Source organism: Brumimicrobium salinarum, assembly GCF_002844555.1.
Taxonomy (GTDB): domain Bacteria; phylum Bacteroidota; class Bacteroidia; order Flavobacteriales_D; family Crocinitomicaceae; genus Brumimicrobium; species Brumimicrobium salinarum.
The window spans coordinates 40,717-58,927 of record NZ_PJNI01000003.1 but is presented as its reverse complement, the minus strand read 5'-3'; the positions used below and the strand labels follow the sequence as shown (position 1 = coordinate 58,927).

Sequence of the window (18,211 nt, the reverse complement as noted above, 5' to 3'; positions counted from 1 at the left end):
TTCTTATGGTATATTTGCACTTTATTTTACATCACCCATGAATATTCATGATCTTATTATAAAAGACCGAGAAGTTATTGCTTTAGACGATGTTTTCTTGAGCAATGAAAGTCAGAAAATGATTCAACAGTTTATTAAAGAGTATAAATATGTTGAAGAATTAAGTAAATATAATTTACCGGTCAACAATACAATGTTACTTTCTGGTAGTTCTGGATGTGGTAAAACGACCACTGCCAAAGCGATTGCTAATCGTTTAGGGAAAAAGATTTACGTGCTCAACTTAAGCAATATCATTTGTTCAAAAATAGGAGAAACTTCCCAAAATTTAAAACAAGTTTTTGATAAAGCAGGAAAAGACAAAGCTGTTTTGTTTTTGGATGAATTTGATCAGATCGGGAAGTCAAGAGATAATAGCGATAAGGAAGTGGGTGAGATGCGGAGATTGGTGAATACCATTATTCAGTTGATGGATTATTATCCAAAGGAAGCCGTTTTAATCTGTGCTACAAATCATCAGGAAATCATTGATACAGCCTTATTGAGAAGATTCCAATTGCGCATTCAGTTCGATATGCCAAATCAAGAAATGTTAGATAAATATTATGATAAGCTTTTAAAAGAATATCCGCTTGAATTACAAGATTTCAAAAGAAAATACGATGTTTCCTACGCTGAGGCCAAAGATTATGCTTTAACAGAGGTGAAATCAATTTTAATTGAACAACTAGAAAAAGAAGAGTCTATGGAGGTTATTGATGATTCTTCATCCAAAACGTGAATCAAAAAAGAAATACCAATTTCTTCTGCTTCATGATGAATTTATACCTATGATGCATCTTTTTCATTACTTTTGTTTTTTATCGAATAAAACATAACATTTATGAAGCTTGCTACACATATTTTAGGAATTATAATTATCAGTTTAACAATAAGCTCATGCGCTTTTCATTCAGGTTTAATGACTGGAAACGCCGCTTTGAACGATGCAAACTTCAAAACTGTTGATTACGCTATTGGAAGCTCAGAAACTACAAAAGTTTTTGGTTTTGGTAGTGTTGCAACTGATGGTTTGATGTTGGAGGCTAAGCGAAATATGTATGAAAGCTATCCCTTAAATCCAGGACAAGCTTATGCAAATGTCTCTGTAGATTTTAAAACTGCTTATTTCTTAGTTGTCGTGAAAACGAAAGCCATAATTACTGCTGATGTTGTGGATTTTAATGAAAACCTTGTTTTAGATTCTGTAACTCCAGCGTTTCCTGCTGAAATTTATGATCACTCTAATGCCTTACCTGATTTGGCTAATGATGTGGTCTTTTATGAAAAGGAGAGCATTTTTCACTCTGGGGAAATAGTGCGTTTTAATAAGAAAAGAGCGAAGGTTTTGGTAAACAATCAATTCAACAAATTAAAAGTAAAACGATTTAAGTACGGAAGATTATTTTTTCAACACAACAAATTCAAGCATATTGGTGATGAATTTAATATAGGAGATTTGATTAATTTTTACCTAGTAGAAGGTTCTGGATATACTAAATTGAAAATTCAACAAGCAGGCAAGTTAATTGCTGTTGGTAAAAAGAGTGTGTTGATTGAATATCTTGAACTAGATAAAAAAATCTTGAAAAAAGTAAATATTGAAAATCTTATATCTGAATCTGATCTTCTTAAAGAAAAAGAGCAGTAGTTTTACAAACCTATAATGTCAAAATATGAGTCAGTATAAAAAAGTAGAAGAACAGCCCAATAACCCCCTTCACGGTGTAAAATTATCTAACATTATCGATGATCTTGTAGATTATTATGGTTGGGATGAATTAGGAGATCGCATAGATATCAATTGTTTTCAAAATAACCCTTCCAAGAAATCGAGCTTGAAATTTCTACGCAGAACACCTTGGGCGCGAAATAAAGTTGAAAAGCTATACTTGAAAACCTTTAGTAAGAGATGAGGTGAATGACTTCTTAGAGAAGTAGATAGCAGCTCTGTTTAAGTGCTCTTCTACAGTCTGAAATAAGCACCCAAACTTATTATTCCCCTATATCCGAAACCTAGTTCCATAAATCCTCCAAATTGTTGTGCTCCAGCTTCAATACCAATCGGACTCAACTGGAAATTTAGATAATTATAATTTCTAACTTCCAAATAAGAACTGTTTGCATCTCTGTCCGTTTGCTGAACAAATGTTCCTCCCACTCCAATCAAACCGTAAAGACGCACGTGCTCTCTATTCATGTAATAAAAAGTAGCTTCTGCGGCTATAGTGAAATAATCAATTTCTTGTTTCCCTGTATATTCTCCATATTGAATATGGTCATGCATGGATCTAGAAAAAGAAGCTGTTGCTCCAGTGGCTAACCAGTTTAGAGGGAGGTATGAGTACGAAGCCCTAAACTCTCCATAATATTGACTATTTGTTAAAGTTGAACCGGTTAATGCACTGCCTGCAAGGTTTTTTCCTATATTCGATAAAATGTCTACCGTAGCATTTGAAGAGAGTACTCCAGCACCGACTTCAATTTGATGTTGTTGGCTATAGACGTTTGTCAACAACATTAAGCAACTAAATAAAATAAGAACTTTCTTGATAGCGTTGATTTTGAGTATGAATATAGCTACAATTATTTACAAAATTGCCAAAGCTTATGCTTTGATTCACAAAACAGATCTAAAACTCTAATTAAATTCGGTATAACCAGATTCGAATGAATTTCTTGTTCTTCATTTTCCATAGTTCCCTTTATGAAACCCATAAGAAGAAGTCATTTAAAATGTAGTAACTTTGATGGTTTGAGAAGAATTGAAATTACTTATGAAGAATGGAATGAATAAATTAAAAACAAAAGCAATCTTTTGGTTGCTGTTAATTGTAAGTGTTAGTTTTTCATCTTGTGCACAGGAAGAAACTAAAAGCACTAATAAAACAAAAGATAATTCAGAAATAAAAGTAAATAAAGAAATGAACATGGAAAATAAAATGAAAATAGAAATATGGAGCGACGTAATGTGTCCTTTCTGTTATATCGGAAAGAGAAATCTAGAAAAGGCATTGACTCAATTTTCAGATAGAGAGCATATTGAAGTAATTTGGAAAAGTTATTTATTGGATCCGAATACGCCTGAAACAAGCGATAAAAGTTATGCTCAACATTTAGTTGAATACAAAGGAATGAGCGAGCAACAAGTTGACGGAATGCTTGCCCAATTAACGCAGACGGCCAAACAGGCCGGATTAGATTATGATTTTGACAAAGCGCAATTGGTGAGTTCTAAAAAGGCACATCAGGTAATTCAAATGGCAAAAACAAAAGGACTTGGAAACCAAGCGGAAGAAGTTATGTTTAAAGCATTTTTTACAGAAGGAAAAAATATTGCAGACAAATCATCTCTGATTTCAATCGGTGAGGAAATAGGATTGAGTAAGGATGAGGTAGAAACTGCATTGTCAGACAATAAATATGCTGAAATGATGAATGCTGATATCGCAGAAGCACGTCAAATAGGAGTGCAAGGTGTACCATTTTTTGTGTTCAATAGAAAGTATGCCGTTTCTGGTGCGCAACCTCCTAAAGCTTTTCTTGAAAGTTTAGAAAAAGCTTTTGGAGAATGGAGAGAAGATAATCCAGCTGTAAAGCTTGATATAACGCAAGGACAAAGCTGTAAGCCAGACGGTACTTGTGACTAATGACAAAATATTGGTTCGGAAAAAGTTCTTTCATTTCCGAACCAATTTGTTTTTACTCTATTTTAATACGATTTCAAAACCACAGCAATGAAAAACCCAGCAACTCCTGTTCAATTTAAAAACGGTGTCTTAATGAAGAATCGATTCATGTTAGCGCCATTAACAAATACCCAAAGTCATGAAAATGGTCAACTTTCGGAAGATGAGTTTCGATGGTTAAGCATGCGTGCCAAAGGACAATTTGGTATGGTGATGACTTGCGCTTCTCATGTTCAAAAAGAAGGGAAGGGATTTCCAAGACAGCTAGGGATTTTTTCTGATGAATTGATGGAAGGACACAAAAAGTTAACTTCTGCAATTAAGGCCCACGATAGTTTAGCAGTCATTCAGTTGCAACATGCAGGAATGCGTTCGCCAAAAGAATTGTTAGAAACAGAGCCACAATGTCCTTCCGATAATAAAGAGCATGGAGCACGTGGTTTAACTTTGGAAGAAGTGAAAATTTTAAAGAATGACTTTGTAAGTGCAGCAGTTCGCGCTAAAGCGTGTGGATATGATGGTGTGGAGATTCACGGTGCGCATGGTTATATTCTTACTCAATTTTTAAGTTCAGAAATCAATAAAAGAACCGATGAGTATGGCGGAAGTCTAGAAAATAGAGCGCGTTTACTTTTCGAAATTGTGAATGAAACACGAGGTAGGTGCGGAGATGATTTTCTGTTAGGGGTAAGGCTGTCACCTGAACGATTTGGAATGAAACTCAAAGAAGTACTTACGGTAAGTCAGCAGTTAATTGATGGAAATAAGATTGACTTTTTGGATATTTCTCTTTGGGATGTTTTTAAGCATCCAGTAGAAGAGGAGCATGCAGACAAAACATTGTTGGCACATTTTCTTGAACTTGATTTTAAAGATGTGAAGTTTACCGTTGCAGGTAAAATTCGTAATGGAAAGGAAGTACATGAGGTTCTAGAAAATGGAGTTGACTTTGTAACCATAGGACGTTCGGCAATTTTACACCACGATTTTCCTCAAAAAGTAATAGATAACTCCTCTTTTGAACCAATTGAAACCCCGATTTCTAAATCTTATTTGAATGCTGAAGGTCTGAGCGACGATTTTGTAAATTACATGAAACGTTGGAAAGGATTTGTAAAAGAATAACTTAGTTTGTGTATGATGACTTTTAAGGGTAGTTATTACTTGATTTCTGCTTAGAAAGAGCTTTTGAAGTGAGTTGTTTTACTTAAAATAAGAAGGCGAAATTATTATAAATCTTTTTCAATTAAGTTATATCGATAAAATGAAGTTTTTAAGCAGTAAATTACTTTTATTGATCGACCAATTTTTTTTAAAATGAATTAAGCTCATGTTAATCTAGTTGTTTTGTTGTAAAGAGCTGCTAATTAGATCTTTACACCTTTCGCTGTGTTTGGTTTTTAAGTCAAAAATGTTTGTGACAGATTTTTATAATTCAGAAAATCAAGGTTTTACGTTTTGGTTTTTTTTAGAAAAAAAGATTAAAATTGTGATTTTTTATCAAATAATTATATATTTACTCAATTTTTACTAACAGCTAAAGAACAAATGGCACTACTATTAACTGTGTATCAATACTTTCTGGCTAACATAAATTATTAGAAATTAGTATGTTTATTTTAAAAGATATTAGGGAAAATTATAAGTTAATACTCCTTGTAGTTGTTTTTAATTGTATTCATTTTGTAGGTTTCAATCAAATTGATACTACTTTTTGGTTTGTTGCTCCAAACGCCTCGAGTGGAGTTGGAGACACTCCAATTTCTTTAGAACTGACTTCCTATGCAGATCCTGCAACGGTAACGATTTCTTTACCTGCAACCCCTAGTTTTACACCTTTGTCGTATAATTTACCTGCAAACTCATATCAGTCAGTTGATTTAACGCCTTTTATCTCGGATATAATCGCCACAACAGGCAATGTGGTTATGGATAACGGTATTAAAATAGCTTCAACTGCAGATATAAGTGCGAATTACAGTTTAAATAGTTCTAGTAATAAAGAAGTGATAGGTTTAAAAGGTGCTTTGGCTCTCGGTTTAGAATTTTATACACCTTTCCAGAAACATTGGTCAAATACAACCTCAACGCCAACTGCATTTTCTTCTTTTGATATTGTGGCTACCGAGGATAATACAACAGTTCTAATAACTCCAAGAGCTGATATCGTTGGACGTACAAAAGATGCAACTTTTTCTATAACTTTGAATGAAGGACAAACGTATAGTGCCAGAGATTTAGATCCTTTACCTTCATCAAGTTTATCCGGATCTATTGTTTCGGTAGACAAACCAGTTGCTGTAACCATCTTTGAAGACGGACTCGAAAATGGAACTTGTGCTGATGCAATAGGGGAACAAATGACAAACACAGAGAGTTTGGGGAATAAGTTTGTTGTTCATAAAGGAACAGGTAACGATGATAGGATATATGTTCTGGCTACTGAAAACGGTACCAATTTTACAGTTAACACTTCAAGTACTACCAATGCATCGATTAGTTGGGGAGAATCTTATGAGTTTCAATTAACAGATGATGTTGCATATATATCATCAAATAAGCCTGTTTATGTTTATCATGTGAGTTCAATGGGGTGTGAGTTAAGTTTGGCTTCAGTTCCAAATGTATATTGTGCTGGAAATAATAAAACTTCAATTTACCGAACATCTACTGATGACTTTGGTGTAGTGGTTTATACACGCAGTGGAAATGAAGGCATGTTTACAGTAAACGGAGCACCAGCAAGCATAAATGCATCTGATTTTGTAAGTGTTCCGGGAACAAGCGGAGACTTAATGGTGGCACAAAAGTTTTTTACTACAGCAGAAATTCCTGTTGGAACCTTGGTGGATATTGAAAATTCAAATGATGTCTTTGGCCTCGCTGTTTTATCTGGAAATAGTGGAGATGGATATAGTTATAACTATCAAACCGAATATGAAAGTTCACCTTTTGCAATTGCGGGAAGCGACGCGTCTGTTTGTGCAAATGTTAGCATGCCTTTAAATGGTATAGTGGGTGGAGGTCCCATAAATGGTTCATGGAGTAGCTCTGGTTACGGCACATTTACTAATGGGTTAAATGATTTGAATAATGAATACGTACCAAGTTCTTTAGATGCTCTAATTAGTCCTGTTGAAATCATTCTTACTTCAGATGGAAGTCTATGTCCTGTTCAAAAAGATACATTCTTATTAACAGTTGGTGAACCTCCAGTTATTAACGCTTCAGTTGACCAAACTGTATGTGCAAACAATGCAGATGTTCAATTAGATGGAAGTGTTCAAGGTGGATCAACTACAGGAACTTGGACAAGTTATGGAACTGGAAGCTTCTCACCACATCCAGATTCTTTAAATGCAACATATATACCTTCAGCAGCAGATATTACTAACGGCAACGTGAGATTATTACTTACAACAACCAACAATGGCAATTGTACCGCAGAAAAAGATTCAATAGATATTTCAATAACGCCTCCTCCAATTGTTGATATAGTGGAAGATACAATTAGGTTATGTGCAAATAATAATGTCGTAACATTAAATGGAACTGTCTCAGGAGCATCTACAACAGGTCAATGGACATCTGAAGGTGATGGAATATTTAATCCCAACAATGTGTCTTTAAACACAGATTATGCTCCTGGTGTAAATGACTTAAACAACTCAGGGACATGGATAAAACTGAGTTCAACTTCTAATGGAAGATGTGTTGCCGAAATGGATAGTGTTTTTATAAGGTATACGCCGGAACCTGAGGTTGACGCGGGATTGAATGATCTTATTTGTACTAATGATTCGCTTATTGATTTAAATGGTTTAATAACTGGAGGAACAAGCTCTGGAATTTGGTCGGGAGGTGCAGGAACATACTCTCCTTCAAATACTGATCTTAATGCAACTTATACGCCAACAGTTTCGGAGATAACTTCAGGGCAAATAGCGCTTACCTTAACATCTACTTCAAATGGTAATTGTGCAGTAGAAAGTGATGTTGTGCAATTTGTATTTGTTGCTCCTCCTTATGCTAATTTTAATACAACAGACAACTGCTTGAATGACAGCTCTAAATTTGTCAATTTTTCTTTAGCAGGATATGGTACAATAACAAATAATGAATGGAATTTTGGAGAAGGAAACACTTCAAATCAATTGAACCCATCCTATTATTATAACCAAGAAGGGAATTATGATGTACAATTAACGGTTACGAATTCAAACGGATGTAAGGATTCAATTCAGAAAAACATTGAGATTTTTGCTTTACCAACTGCCGACTTTACATTTACAGGAAGTTGTGAAAATAATCAAAGAACAGTTAGCTTTGTGGACAATTCAGTTTCTGCTGATGATATAAATTATTGGTTCTACGACTTTGGCGGACAAGGAACAATTAATTTACCTGACTATGACGTTGTATTCACAAATTCAGGTAATTATAGTATTCAACATATTGTTTCTACTGTAAACAACTGCTCTGATACTATTAAAAAGCCTTTGATGATAACACCAGCTCCAAAAGCAGGATTTACATTCAATTTTACTAGCGGTATTAATGTGGGTACAACTTACAATTTTATAGATACCTCCCTTTATACTACTGCTTGGGATTGGGAATTTGGGAATGGAGAGATTTCCAACGAACAAGATCCAACCACAATTTATTTTCAAAATGGAACTTTTCCTGTTAAACAATATGTTTACGATGATTTAGGGTGTTTCGATAGTACAGTAGTGTGGGTAACAATAGATAATGTTACTGAAGAGATTAATACTTTAATTCCTAACGTAATTTCACCGAATGGCGATGGTTACAATGATGTATGGAAACTGCCTTTCATTCAATTGTTATACCCTGAAGCAAGTGTTGAGGTTTTTAATAAATGGGGACAACAAGTTTTTGAATCACAAGGATACACAACACAATGGGACGGAACCTATAAAGGAGAGGACGTGCCAGATGGTAATTATTATTATATAATCAACTTGAATACTTCAAATGAAGAACAAGTTTATAAAGGTGCTTTATTGGTATTGAGAAAAGGGAAACAGTAGCTATGAGAAAAATTTTATACATAACCATTCTTTTATTGCTTTCAACTTCAACATTGAACGCACAGCAAATTGGAATGTATTCCGATTTTATGAGGAACATCTTCTTTTATAGTCCTGCCTATGTTGGTAGTCAAGAAGCACTAGTTGTTAGTGCTGGTTACAGATCACAATGGGTTGGTTTTGATGACGCTCCAGCAGATTTTAATATAAACTTGCTAGGGTCAGTCAAAAATCAAGGTAAAATAGGATATGGTGTTGGTATTTATAATCAAAATTCTGGATTAATGAATACAACAGGAATCCGTTTGAATTATGCGCATCATTTTAATTTGAGTAAAAACATAAAACTCGGTTTAGGAATTCAGCCAGGGTATTTTCAATATAGAATACGTTTATATGATGCGGTTACAGCAGATGAGGGAGATGATGTTTTTTCTGGAAATATTAACTCAACAAATGCTTTTGATATTAATATGGGGTTCAATATTTACTCCGATCGATTTTTTGTGATGGCTTCTGCACAAAGAATTTTGGGTAAGATGATTAAGTTTACAAACTTTAATTCTCAGTTACAGTTCCATTTTAATGCTATTGCAGGATATAATTTTGAGTTTGAAAAACAAAAAATTAAATTACAACCTAATATTCTTTTTAAATACACAGAGCCAGTTCCTCTTCAAGTTTCTCCTATGGTTACCGTAAAGTACGATGATAAATATGACCTTTCTTTAATGTATAGGCATGATGATGCAATAGGAATTATTGCGGGTTATACATGGAAAAAAAGACTTACTGTAGCTTATGGTTATGATATTTCGATTAATAGAATAAAAAAATATAATTCTGGTTCTCATGAGGTATTGATTTCGTTTATTATTAATAATAAGAAACCAACGCTAGAAGAGCTAGATGATAGTTTAAATAATAGCATATTGGATGAATACAATGACTAATTACAATATAACACTGATATAGTTATGAAAGCAAAAAAGATATTAATTTTATTATTTGCCGTGATGGCATTCGCAAAAGTTTCAGAAGCTCAGGTTGATTCTGTATTTTGGTTTGCAGCGCCATGGGTAACACCAAGTCACTCAGATAATGTTCCTGTTAAATTCCGTATATCGACATTTAATCAAACGACTTCAGTTCGTTTATATCAACCAGCAGGAGGTGTTGATATAACCGTTTCAATACCGCCAAACTCACTGGAATCTATTGATCTGTCTACAATCATAAATACGTTGGAGGCAAAACCAGCTGACACACCTTTAGATTACGGAATTAAGATAGAAGCGGATACCTTGGTAACTGTTGTATATGAGGTGTTGACTTCTGGTAACAATCCAGAGACATATTCGCTCAAGGGTGGAAATGGATTAGGTACTGAGTTTGTTACTCCTTTCCAAACCCGTTATCCTAATTGGAACATGTCTTCTGGAAGTACCCAGCCAAAACAAATGTTTAATATTGTTGCAACTGAAAATAATACAACCATCAACATAACTCCAAGAACTGATGTTGTCGGTCATCCTGCTGGTGTAACCTATTCAATAACACTAAATGCTGGTCAAGTTTATACCGTTGAAAATATTTATCAAAATGTTAATGTGCCTGGTAGGAGTCTTGCTGGTTCAATTATAACATCAAATAAACCCATTTCTGTAACTATTTCTGAGGATTCAGTTACAGGAGTTCCTAGGACATGCCGTGATTTAATGGGAGATCAAATTGTCCCTGTTGAGGTTGTAGGTAATGAATATATTGTAAATAAAGGAAGTATGCATGCCGATGTTGAAGAGGGTATATATGTTGTAGCAACAGAAAACTTTACAGAGGTTAATATTACAGATTTGGGAGGAACAACAACTCAATATCTAAATAGGGGGGATACCTGGAATTATACAATTACTGATCCATTGACATTCGTCTCTTCAAACAAGAATGTTTACGTATTGCAAGCTTCAGGATTTGGATGTGAGTTAGGATCAGCAATTTTACCACCAATTAACTGTGCTGGTTCTGGACAGGTAAGTTTTACCCGATCAAATAATGAAGGATTTTTCCTGAATTTATTATGTCCAACATCTGCTGTAAATGACTTTTTATTAAATGGTACCAATACCTTAGTTCCAGGTTCTTTGTTTGACGTTGTACCCGGAACTGGTGGTGCATGGAGTGGATGTCAGATTGATTTGAGTAGCCTAACAGATATTCCTGTTAACTCAGTAAATCTAATTGAGAATACTTCTGATTTCTTTGCGTTAGGTGTTATTAACGGTGGTCAATCTTCTGGTACGTATTATCATTATATGTCTTCTTTTCTTAGACGTACGATTATTGATGCAGGGAAAGATACAACCTTGTGTAATGGAGAGCCTTCAATTACCCTTGATGGAACGATTAAAGGAGCTACAAACACTGGGATTTGGTCTACTTTAGATGGTACAGGAACTTTTCAGAATGCAACAGGTTTGAACACCACTTACGCACCAACGCCAAGTGATTATGCTCAAGGAGAGGTTTCTTTTTTATTGCGTTCAACAGGAAGTTGTAATGAAGTAACTGATACGATGAAAGTGAACTTTATTCAATCACCTGTAGTCACTGTTGATGCTGATCTTGAATATTGTAAAAATAACATACCGAGTATTGTTATATCTGGTAATGTTCTTTTTGCAACTACTGGAACATGGTCGAACGACGGGAATGGAGGTGTATTTGGGAATCCTAATGATTTAACGACAACATACACTCCTTCAAACACAGAAATTAATGCGGATAGTGTTGCGTTAGTGATGACTTCTGCTGGTAGTTTCTTTGCGTGTGATAATGATAAAGATACTATGGTTGTACGATTTACACCAGCCCCCGCAGTTGATGCAGGAACGGATATAAGTATTTGTTCTTATGAAACGGAAATAGATTTGACGGGGGTAGTTAGTGGTGCTACTACAACTGGAGAATGGTCTTCAACAGGAAACGGTTCTTTCTCACCAAGTCAAAATGATTTGATCACAAGCTATTTAATTGATCCAGCTGATATAAGTAATGGCAATTTTGAAATCATTTTAACATCTAATGATAATCAAAATTGTTTACCAGAGTATGATACACTATTGGTTGCTATAACTCCTGAACCATCCATTGATATTACGGTTGATGATTCACTATGTGCTACAAACACATTGATCAACCTAAGTGGAAATATAACAGGTGGATTTGGGCCTGAATGGAGTACTACTGGATTTGGCTCAATTGCGAATGATAATGCTTTAAATACTTCTTACACAGTGAGTCCTGTAGATACGACTGCTGGTTATGTTGATTTCTTTTTGACCACTAACGGAGTTTGTTCCGGACAATACGATTCTCTTCGTGTACATTTTGTGAAGTCTGCTGTGGTTAATGCTGGACCTAATCAACAAATGTGTGAAAATGCAGCTGTTCAATTATCAGGAACAATCAACTCTGCTTCCCCAACAGGAGCTTGGTCATCTTTAGGTACAGGGTCTTTTACACCTGGTAATGCATTTTTATCTACTGTATATGTTCCTTCTGCAGGTGATGTTGGAAATGGTTCTGTGCAATTAATCCTAGAGTCTACAAACAATTATGGATGTCCTATAGCGAAGGATACACTGACAGTTACATTTAAAGATATTCCTACAGCAGACTTTTCAGTAAATTCAATTTGCCAAGGTGAAAATGCAATTTTTAACGATAATTCAACAACAGGCATGGGAAGCATAACTAATTGGAATTGGGATTTTGGAAACGGAGGCTCTTCTTCTGTTGATGATCCTATTCATACGTATATGCAGGGTGGTGATTATAACGTAACTTTAGTGGTAACGGGAAGTAATGATTGTACAGATACCATTACAGAAACCTTAAAAGTGAATTATGCACCTATTCCTAATTTTACCAACTCAATAGCGTGTGAGGAAAATGAGATTTTCTTTACTGATTTAAGTAGTATACCAGAGGGAAGTATTTCAACATGGAATTATGATTTTTATGGATTTGGAACAAGCAGTGATAGAAATCCGTCATTCTCTTTCCCAATTGCAGGAAATTATCCAGTAAGTTTAACGACTGTTTCTGATGCAGGTTGCTCGGCAGATACTACTTTGGTAGTTACTGTAATTCAGAGTCCAACTGCTGACTTCTCAATGAATCCAAATCCAGCTTTGGTTGGTGAAACAGTTAACTTTAATGACCTTTCTGAAGGTACAAATCTTTCGGGTTGGTTCTATGATTTTGACGATGGAGAAGCGGCTAATGAACAAAATTCTTCCCATGCATATACGAGTGGTGGAAGTTATAATGTCTATTTCGAGGTGACAGATGGAAATAATTGTAAGGATACCATAACTAAATTGATAACTGTTGAGCTTCTGCCAGTTCTACCTTCTGGCTTTACGCCAAATGGAGATGGAGAAAATGATGTTTTCATAATACGTGGAGGACCTTTTAAATCTATTGATTTTAATATTTATAATAATTGGGGAGAATTAATTTTTAACTCAAAAGATCAAAGTGAAGGTTGGGATGGAACTTATAATGGAGAGCAAGCTCCTTTAGGAGTTTACACGTGGACTTTTGTTGTAGAAATGGGAAATGGTCAAGTAATTAAGAAATCAGGGGATGTTACCCTCATAAGATAACATAATGATGTATAGAATTCTAATCATACTTTCAATAGCGTTCAGTGTATCGCTAAACGTTAGCGCTCAAGATGCTCATTTATCAATGTATGACGCTGCACCTTTATTTTTAAACCCTGCCTTAACTGGAGTAGTGGATGGAGATTTTCGTGTTCATGGGCAATATAGAACACAATGGAAATCGGTTAATTACAAACCTTACACTTCTTATTTGTTGAGTTTTGATATGCCATTTAAAAAATGGGGTTTTGGTATTCAATTAAACAATTATAGGGCTGGAAAAGGAAATTATAATGCACTTAAAGGCTTAGTTTCTGCTGGATACAATACAGCTATAGATAAAAATAAAAACCATGTTCTTTCATTTGGTGTTCAGGGTGGGGCTGTACAAAAATCTGTTGAGTATCAACTATTGTCCTTCAACAACCAATACGCTACTTCAAATGGTGGTTATTTTGATGAAAACATTTCTTCAGGAGAGGATATTGACGCTCGAACTGTTTTTCAACCAGCACTTAATGCAGGTATGATGTATTATTTTGTAAAACAAAACAGTAGACTCAATCCATTTATAGGTGTTTCTGTTTTTAATCTTCTTCAACCTGATGAATCTTTCTTTGGAATAGATAATAAATTACCACTCCGATTTTATGCACACGTGGGGTCTAGAATAAATTTCACTGAAACTTTTTATATAATTCCTAAGATCTTATATATGCAGCAAGAAAAGTTTAGTGAGCAAACTTTTGCTGTTGAGGCTGGATATTATTTAAAAAATAGTGAGCTATATTTGTTGGGAGGCCTAATTTATCGAAATAAAGACGCTGCTGTTATTACGGTAGGCGGAAAACTTGATCAGTTTACATTAAAACTGGCCTATGATATCAACACATCTTCTTTATCAACTGCTTCTTCTGGTAGAGGAGGGTTTGAAATCTCTTTGACTTACGTAAATCAGAAGAGAAGAAATAAAAACTTTGAAAAAATCTGTCCTAGATTATAAGACAACATTAGATCTCTTTAAAATGAAAAAAATACTGTTTATATTATTTTGTTCGCTTAATATTTTAGCATTCTCACAATCGAAAATGGTTTGGCTAAAAACTGCTGACGAACGCTTTGAAATGAAGGATTATCAAAATGCTTTAATCTATTATAAAAAAGTGCTGAATGATACCATTGCACTTTCTACACAAATTCTACCTTATGAGGTGCAGTTGTCTAACCGAGATTTGTCAAAGAAAAAACAAGAAAGAAATGGTAAAAAAGTAACTCTTGAAGAGTATGTAGAACATCAAATTGGGATGTGCTACAAGCATACATTTGATTACCATAGAGCAGAAAAACAATTTGAAAAAACCCAACATTTGGAAGGATACCCAACTGATGCTTTTTATTATGGAAATGCACTGAAAAAAATGGGAAAATTAAACCAGCTATTGATGCTTTTGAGATGTTTATACGTTCTTCTCCTGATTCTGACTCCTTAGTTGAAGCAGCAAAGACTCAACTTCGAGGATGTCTTTTCTTATTAAATGATAAAAGCGCTAAAACTGAAGCTACTGTTTTTAAGGCAGACTCTATGTTGAATAAAGGTACAGCATCTTTTGCAGCCACTTATTTTGATCGTGAAGATAAAATCATGTTTACTTCTGCTCGTGCAGGTGGGGTTGTTTTGGCTCCTGAGCAGCAATCTGAATATTTATGTGATTTATATTGGACTGAAAAAGATGAAAATGGTAATTGGAAAGAAAGCGTCAATTTTGGTAGACCTTTAAATAGTGCACAGCAAGACGCTGCCTCTGCAATAAATAATTCAAATACCATATTTTATACGAGATGGAGTGAAAACCGTATTCATCCCAAGATATTTCGTGCGAAAATGATGAATGGGAAATTCTTTGAAGCGTTTGAACTCGATGAAAGAATAAATGTAGAAGGCTACGCTTCCCAACAACCATTTGTTTCAATGGACGGAAAAACACTTTACTTTTCAAGTAATCGACCAGGAGGAAAAGGTGGGTTTGATATATGGAGAATTAAACTTGATGAATTGGGTGAGTTTAAAGGTGAAGCAGAAAACTTAGGGGCTTCTATTAACTCCTCAGATAATGAGGTTACGCCTTTCTTTCATGAAGCATCATCCACGCTATTCTTTAGTTCGGATGGATATAATACCATTGGTGGTTTTGATGTATTCAAAAGTAATTTGAATATTGAAACGCAGTTTTTTGCAAGTCCAGTTAATTTAGGTACACCTGTCAATTCAACTTATGATGACACCTATATGATTTGGGATACTAAGTTACAGTCTGGATTCCTTTCTTCGGATCGAGAAAACTGTGAGTTTGGACATTGTTATAACATTTATGAAGTCGTAAATAGTAAGATTGTTGTTACTTTAGATGGATATGCTTTTAACATGGATACCGACGAATACCTACCACAAACAACAATTACAATCAAAGATGTAGATGGAGTTGCTGACAATTATACAGTTGTAACTGATGATGAGGGTTATTATGAACTCGATATCTCGATTGGTGAGGAGATTTTTATGAAAGCAACAAAAAGTCAACACTTCGCCGATGCGGCCGTTATTAACACAAAATCTATAACGCAATCAACAAGCCTTCAACAAGATTTCTACTTAGAGCCAATTCCAGAAGATGAAATAAAACTTGATGGAATAGAATATGATTTTGATTCTGATAAACTTCGCCCAAAGTCTATGGCTATTTTAGATACGCTTTATAAACTTCTGGAATTAAATAATAATCTTTTTGTTGAATTGAATTCACACACAGATTATAAAGGTAGAGCATCTTACAACCTCGATTTGTCAGAACGTAGGGCACAATCTTGTGTTGATTATCTCATTAAAAAAGGATTGGATAAACATCGTTTAAAAGCAATTGGTTATGGTGAAACAAAACCTACGATATGGGTAGACGAGAGCGGTAAACCCATTCTGGATAATGAAGGTAAAGAACAAGTGTTAACTGAGGAATTTATAAAAACATTAAGTCGAAAAGATCAAGATAAAGCTAATCAGTTAAATAGAAGAACCGCATTCAAAATCGCAGGAGAAGGATTCAGTATGGATTCTGAACAGTGATTGTTTTGTAACGGATGCAATACAATAATTAATTTTGACCGCTTTTTATGAATTGAGAAAACTAGCATTGAAAATGTTAATGGATGGTTTATTTCTTTTAAGTAGATTCAATTTTGGCACTTCAGGAGGAAAGTAAATATTAGGTGAAATCAGATGGAATAAAAAAAGCTGAACCTATTGAAAGTTCAGCTTCTTTAAAGATATTCTCTGTAGATTACTTTTTAAATTCAGTAAGTGTTTTTTCGATAATTTCTACACATTCCATTAATTGCTCTTCGTTCATTACTAGTGGTGGCGCAAAACGAATGATGTTTCCATGTGTTGGTTTAGCAATTAAACCATTTTCTTTTAATGCCATACAGATGTCCCATGCAGTTGAACTATCCTCTGTGTCATTGATTAAGATTGCATTCAATAAACCTTTCCCACGAACTTTAGTTACCAAGTCAGTTTTATCAATGATCCTGTTCATTTCTTTACGGAACAACTCACCCATTTTGTATGCGTTTTCCGCTAAGTTTTCATTCTTGATCACCTCTAAAGCAGCTACTGCCACTTTTGCAGCCAATGGATTTCCTCCGAAAGTTGAACCGTGCTGACCTGGTTTAATTACGCCCATAATTTCGTCATCTGCTAAGATTGCAGAAACTGGATAAACTCCACCAGAAATTGCTTTTCCTAAAACCACAATGTCAGGTTTAACATTAGCGTAATCTACCGCTAACATTTTTCCTGTTCTTGCAATTCCCGTTTGCACTTCATCAGCAATAAATAAAACCCCAGCTTCTGTACATAGCTCACGTACTTTTGCTAAGTATCCTTCATCTGGAACGTAAACTCCTGCTTCACCTTGGATAGGTTCAACTAAGAATCCTGCTACGTTGTCTTGTTTTAAAGCTTCTGCTAATGCATCAGTATCATTATAAGGTACGTTGATGAAACCTGGAGTATATGGACCGTAACTTTTTCTTGCGTTTTCGTCATTTGAGAAAGAAACAATGGTTGTTGTTCTACCGTGAAAGTTGCCATCTGCAACAATTATTTTTGCTTGGTCTTCTGGAATCCCTTTTCTTTCGTAAGCGTATTTTCTACACACTTTAATAGCTGTTTCTACTGCCTCAGCACCAGAATTCATCGCCAATACTTTATCAAAACCAAAAGTTTCAGTAACGTATTTTTCAAATGGACCTAAAGTGTCGTTGTAAAATGCACGAGAGGTTAAAGTTAATGTTTCCGCTTGATCTTTCAATGCGCCAATAATGTGCGGATGACAGTGGCCTTGATTTACAGCAGAATAAGCCGATAAGAAATCATAATAATGCTTTCCTTCCACATCCCATACGTGAACACCTTCACCTTTAGCCAAAACCACTGGTAATGGACTATAATTGTGTGCTCCGTACTTTTCTTCCATTTTGATTAAATCTTCTGAAGATAACTTTTCTGTTGTACTCATATATTTGTTGTTTTTTATCGTTAATAATATGCTTTGAAAAAATCAAAACATCAAGGCTCTCGCAAATATAGCCATTCAATAGCGAAATCAAAAGAAATTGTAAAGTCCCATGACGTCATGAAGTTAATATTTGATAATTCAGTGACTTATAATTCGAAATTAAATCATTCATAATTGAAAAA

Annotated in this window: 13 protein-coding genes; 11 read left to right on the top strand and 2 right to left on the bottom strand. The window is 34.8% G+C overall.

Features of this window, described 5'->3' with window-relative positions:
• Positions 1-37: 37 nt before the first annotated feature.
• The 3 genes from CW751_RS04535 (at position 38) to CW751_RS04525 (ending at position 1,955) form a co-directional block, all read left to right on the top strand.
• On the top strand, positions 38-781 hold the full coding sequence (locus CW751_RS04535; protein WP_101333810.1) for an AAA family ATPase: 744 nt from the start codon (positions 38-40) through the stop codon (positions 779-781).
• 102 nt (positions 782-883) lie between these two features.
• The gene (locus CW751_RS04530) at positions 884-1,690 is read left to right on the top strand and encodes a DUF6567 family protein (RefSeq protein ID WP_101333809.1); all 807 of its coding nucleotides are present in this window, start codon (positions 884-886) and stop codon (positions 1,688-1,690) included.
• 25 nt (positions 1,691-1,715) lie between these two features.
• Entirely contained in the window at positions 1,716-1,955 is a 240-nt protein-coding gene (locus CW751_RS04525) for a VF530 family protein (protein WP_101333808.1), read from the top strand.
• A 50-nt stretch (positions 1,956-2,005) separates the two neighbouring features.
• Here CW751_RS04525 and CW751_RS04520 read toward each other — a convergent pair whose 3' ends face one another.
• On the bottom strand, positions 2,006-2,560 hold the full coding sequence (locus tag CW751_RS04520; RefSeq protein WP_101333807.1) for a hypothetical protein: 555 nt from the start codon (positions 2,558-2,560) through the stop codon (positions 2,006-2,008).
• Positions 2,561-2,828: 268 nt separating this feature from the next.
• On the opposite strand from CW751_RS04520, the gene CW751_RS04515 reads away from it, so the two are divergent.
• The 8 genes from CW751_RS04515 (at position 2,829) to CW751_RS04480 (ending at position 16,573) form a co-directional block, all read left to right on the top strand.
• Complete coding sequence (locus tag CW751_RS04515; protein WP_240612531.1) at positions 2,829-3,689, top strand: DsbA family oxidoreductase; 861 nt, start codon at positions 2,829-2,831, stop codon at positions 3,687-3,689.
• Positions 3,690-3,776: 87 nt separating this feature from the next.
• On the top strand, positions 3,777-4,853 hold the full coding sequence (locus CW751_RS04510; protein WP_101333806.1) for an NADH:flavin oxidoreductase: 1,077 nt from the start codon (positions 3,777-3,779) through the stop codon (positions 4,851-4,853).
• A 485-nt stretch (positions 4,854-5,338) separates the two neighbouring features.
• Positions 5,339-8,785, top strand: a complete 3,447-nt coding sequence (locus CW751_RS04505) for a T9SS type B sorting domain-containing protein (protein ID WP_101333805.1) — start codon at positions 5,339-5,341, stop codon at positions 8,783-8,785.
• Positions 8,786-8,787: 2 nt separating this feature from the next.
• Positions 8,788-9,738, top strand: coding sequence for a PorP/SprF family type IX secretion system membrane protein (locus CW751_RS04500; protein WP_101333804.1), 951 nt, complete (start codon positions 8,788-8,790; stop codon positions 9,736-9,738).
• Between the two features lie 24 nt (positions 9,739-9,762).
• Positions 9,763-13,455 carry a PKD domain-containing protein gene (locus CW751_RS04495; RefSeq protein WP_101333803.1) on the top strand — a complete coding sequence of 1,231 codons (3,693 nt, stop codon included), beginning with the start codon at positions 9,763-9,765 and terminating at the stop codon, positions 13,453-13,455.
• A 4-nt stretch (positions 13,456-13,459) separates the two neighbouring features.
• Positions 13,460-14,458, top strand: a complete 999-nt coding sequence (locus CW751_RS04490; protein ID WP_101333802.1) for a PorP/SprF family type IX secretion system membrane protein — start codon at positions 13,460-13,462, stop codon at positions 14,456-14,458.
• Positions 14,459-14,480: 22 nt separating this feature from the next.
• On the top strand, positions 14,481-14,945 hold the full coding sequence (locus CW751_RS04485; protein ID WP_133122122.1) for a hypothetical protein: 465 nt from the start codon (positions 14,481-14,483) through the stop codon (positions 14,943-14,945).
• A complete protein-coding gene (locus CW751_RS04480; RefSeq protein WP_101333800.1) occupies positions 14,909-16,573 on the top strand; it encodes an OmpA family protein in 1,665 nt (554 codons plus the stop codon). The genes CW751_RS04485 and CW751_RS04480 overlap by 37 nt, the downstream gene beginning before the upstream one ends.
• Before the next feature lie 214 nt (positions 16,574-16,787).
• Here CW751_RS04480 and rocD read toward each other — a convergent pair whose 3' ends face one another.
• A complete protein-coding gene (rocD, locus tag CW751_RS04475; protein WP_101333799.1) occupies positions 16,788-18,029 on the bottom strand; it encodes an ornithine--oxo-acid transaminase in 1,242 nt (413 codons plus the stop codon).
• Between the last annotated feature and the right edge of the window lie 182 nt (positions 18,030-18,211).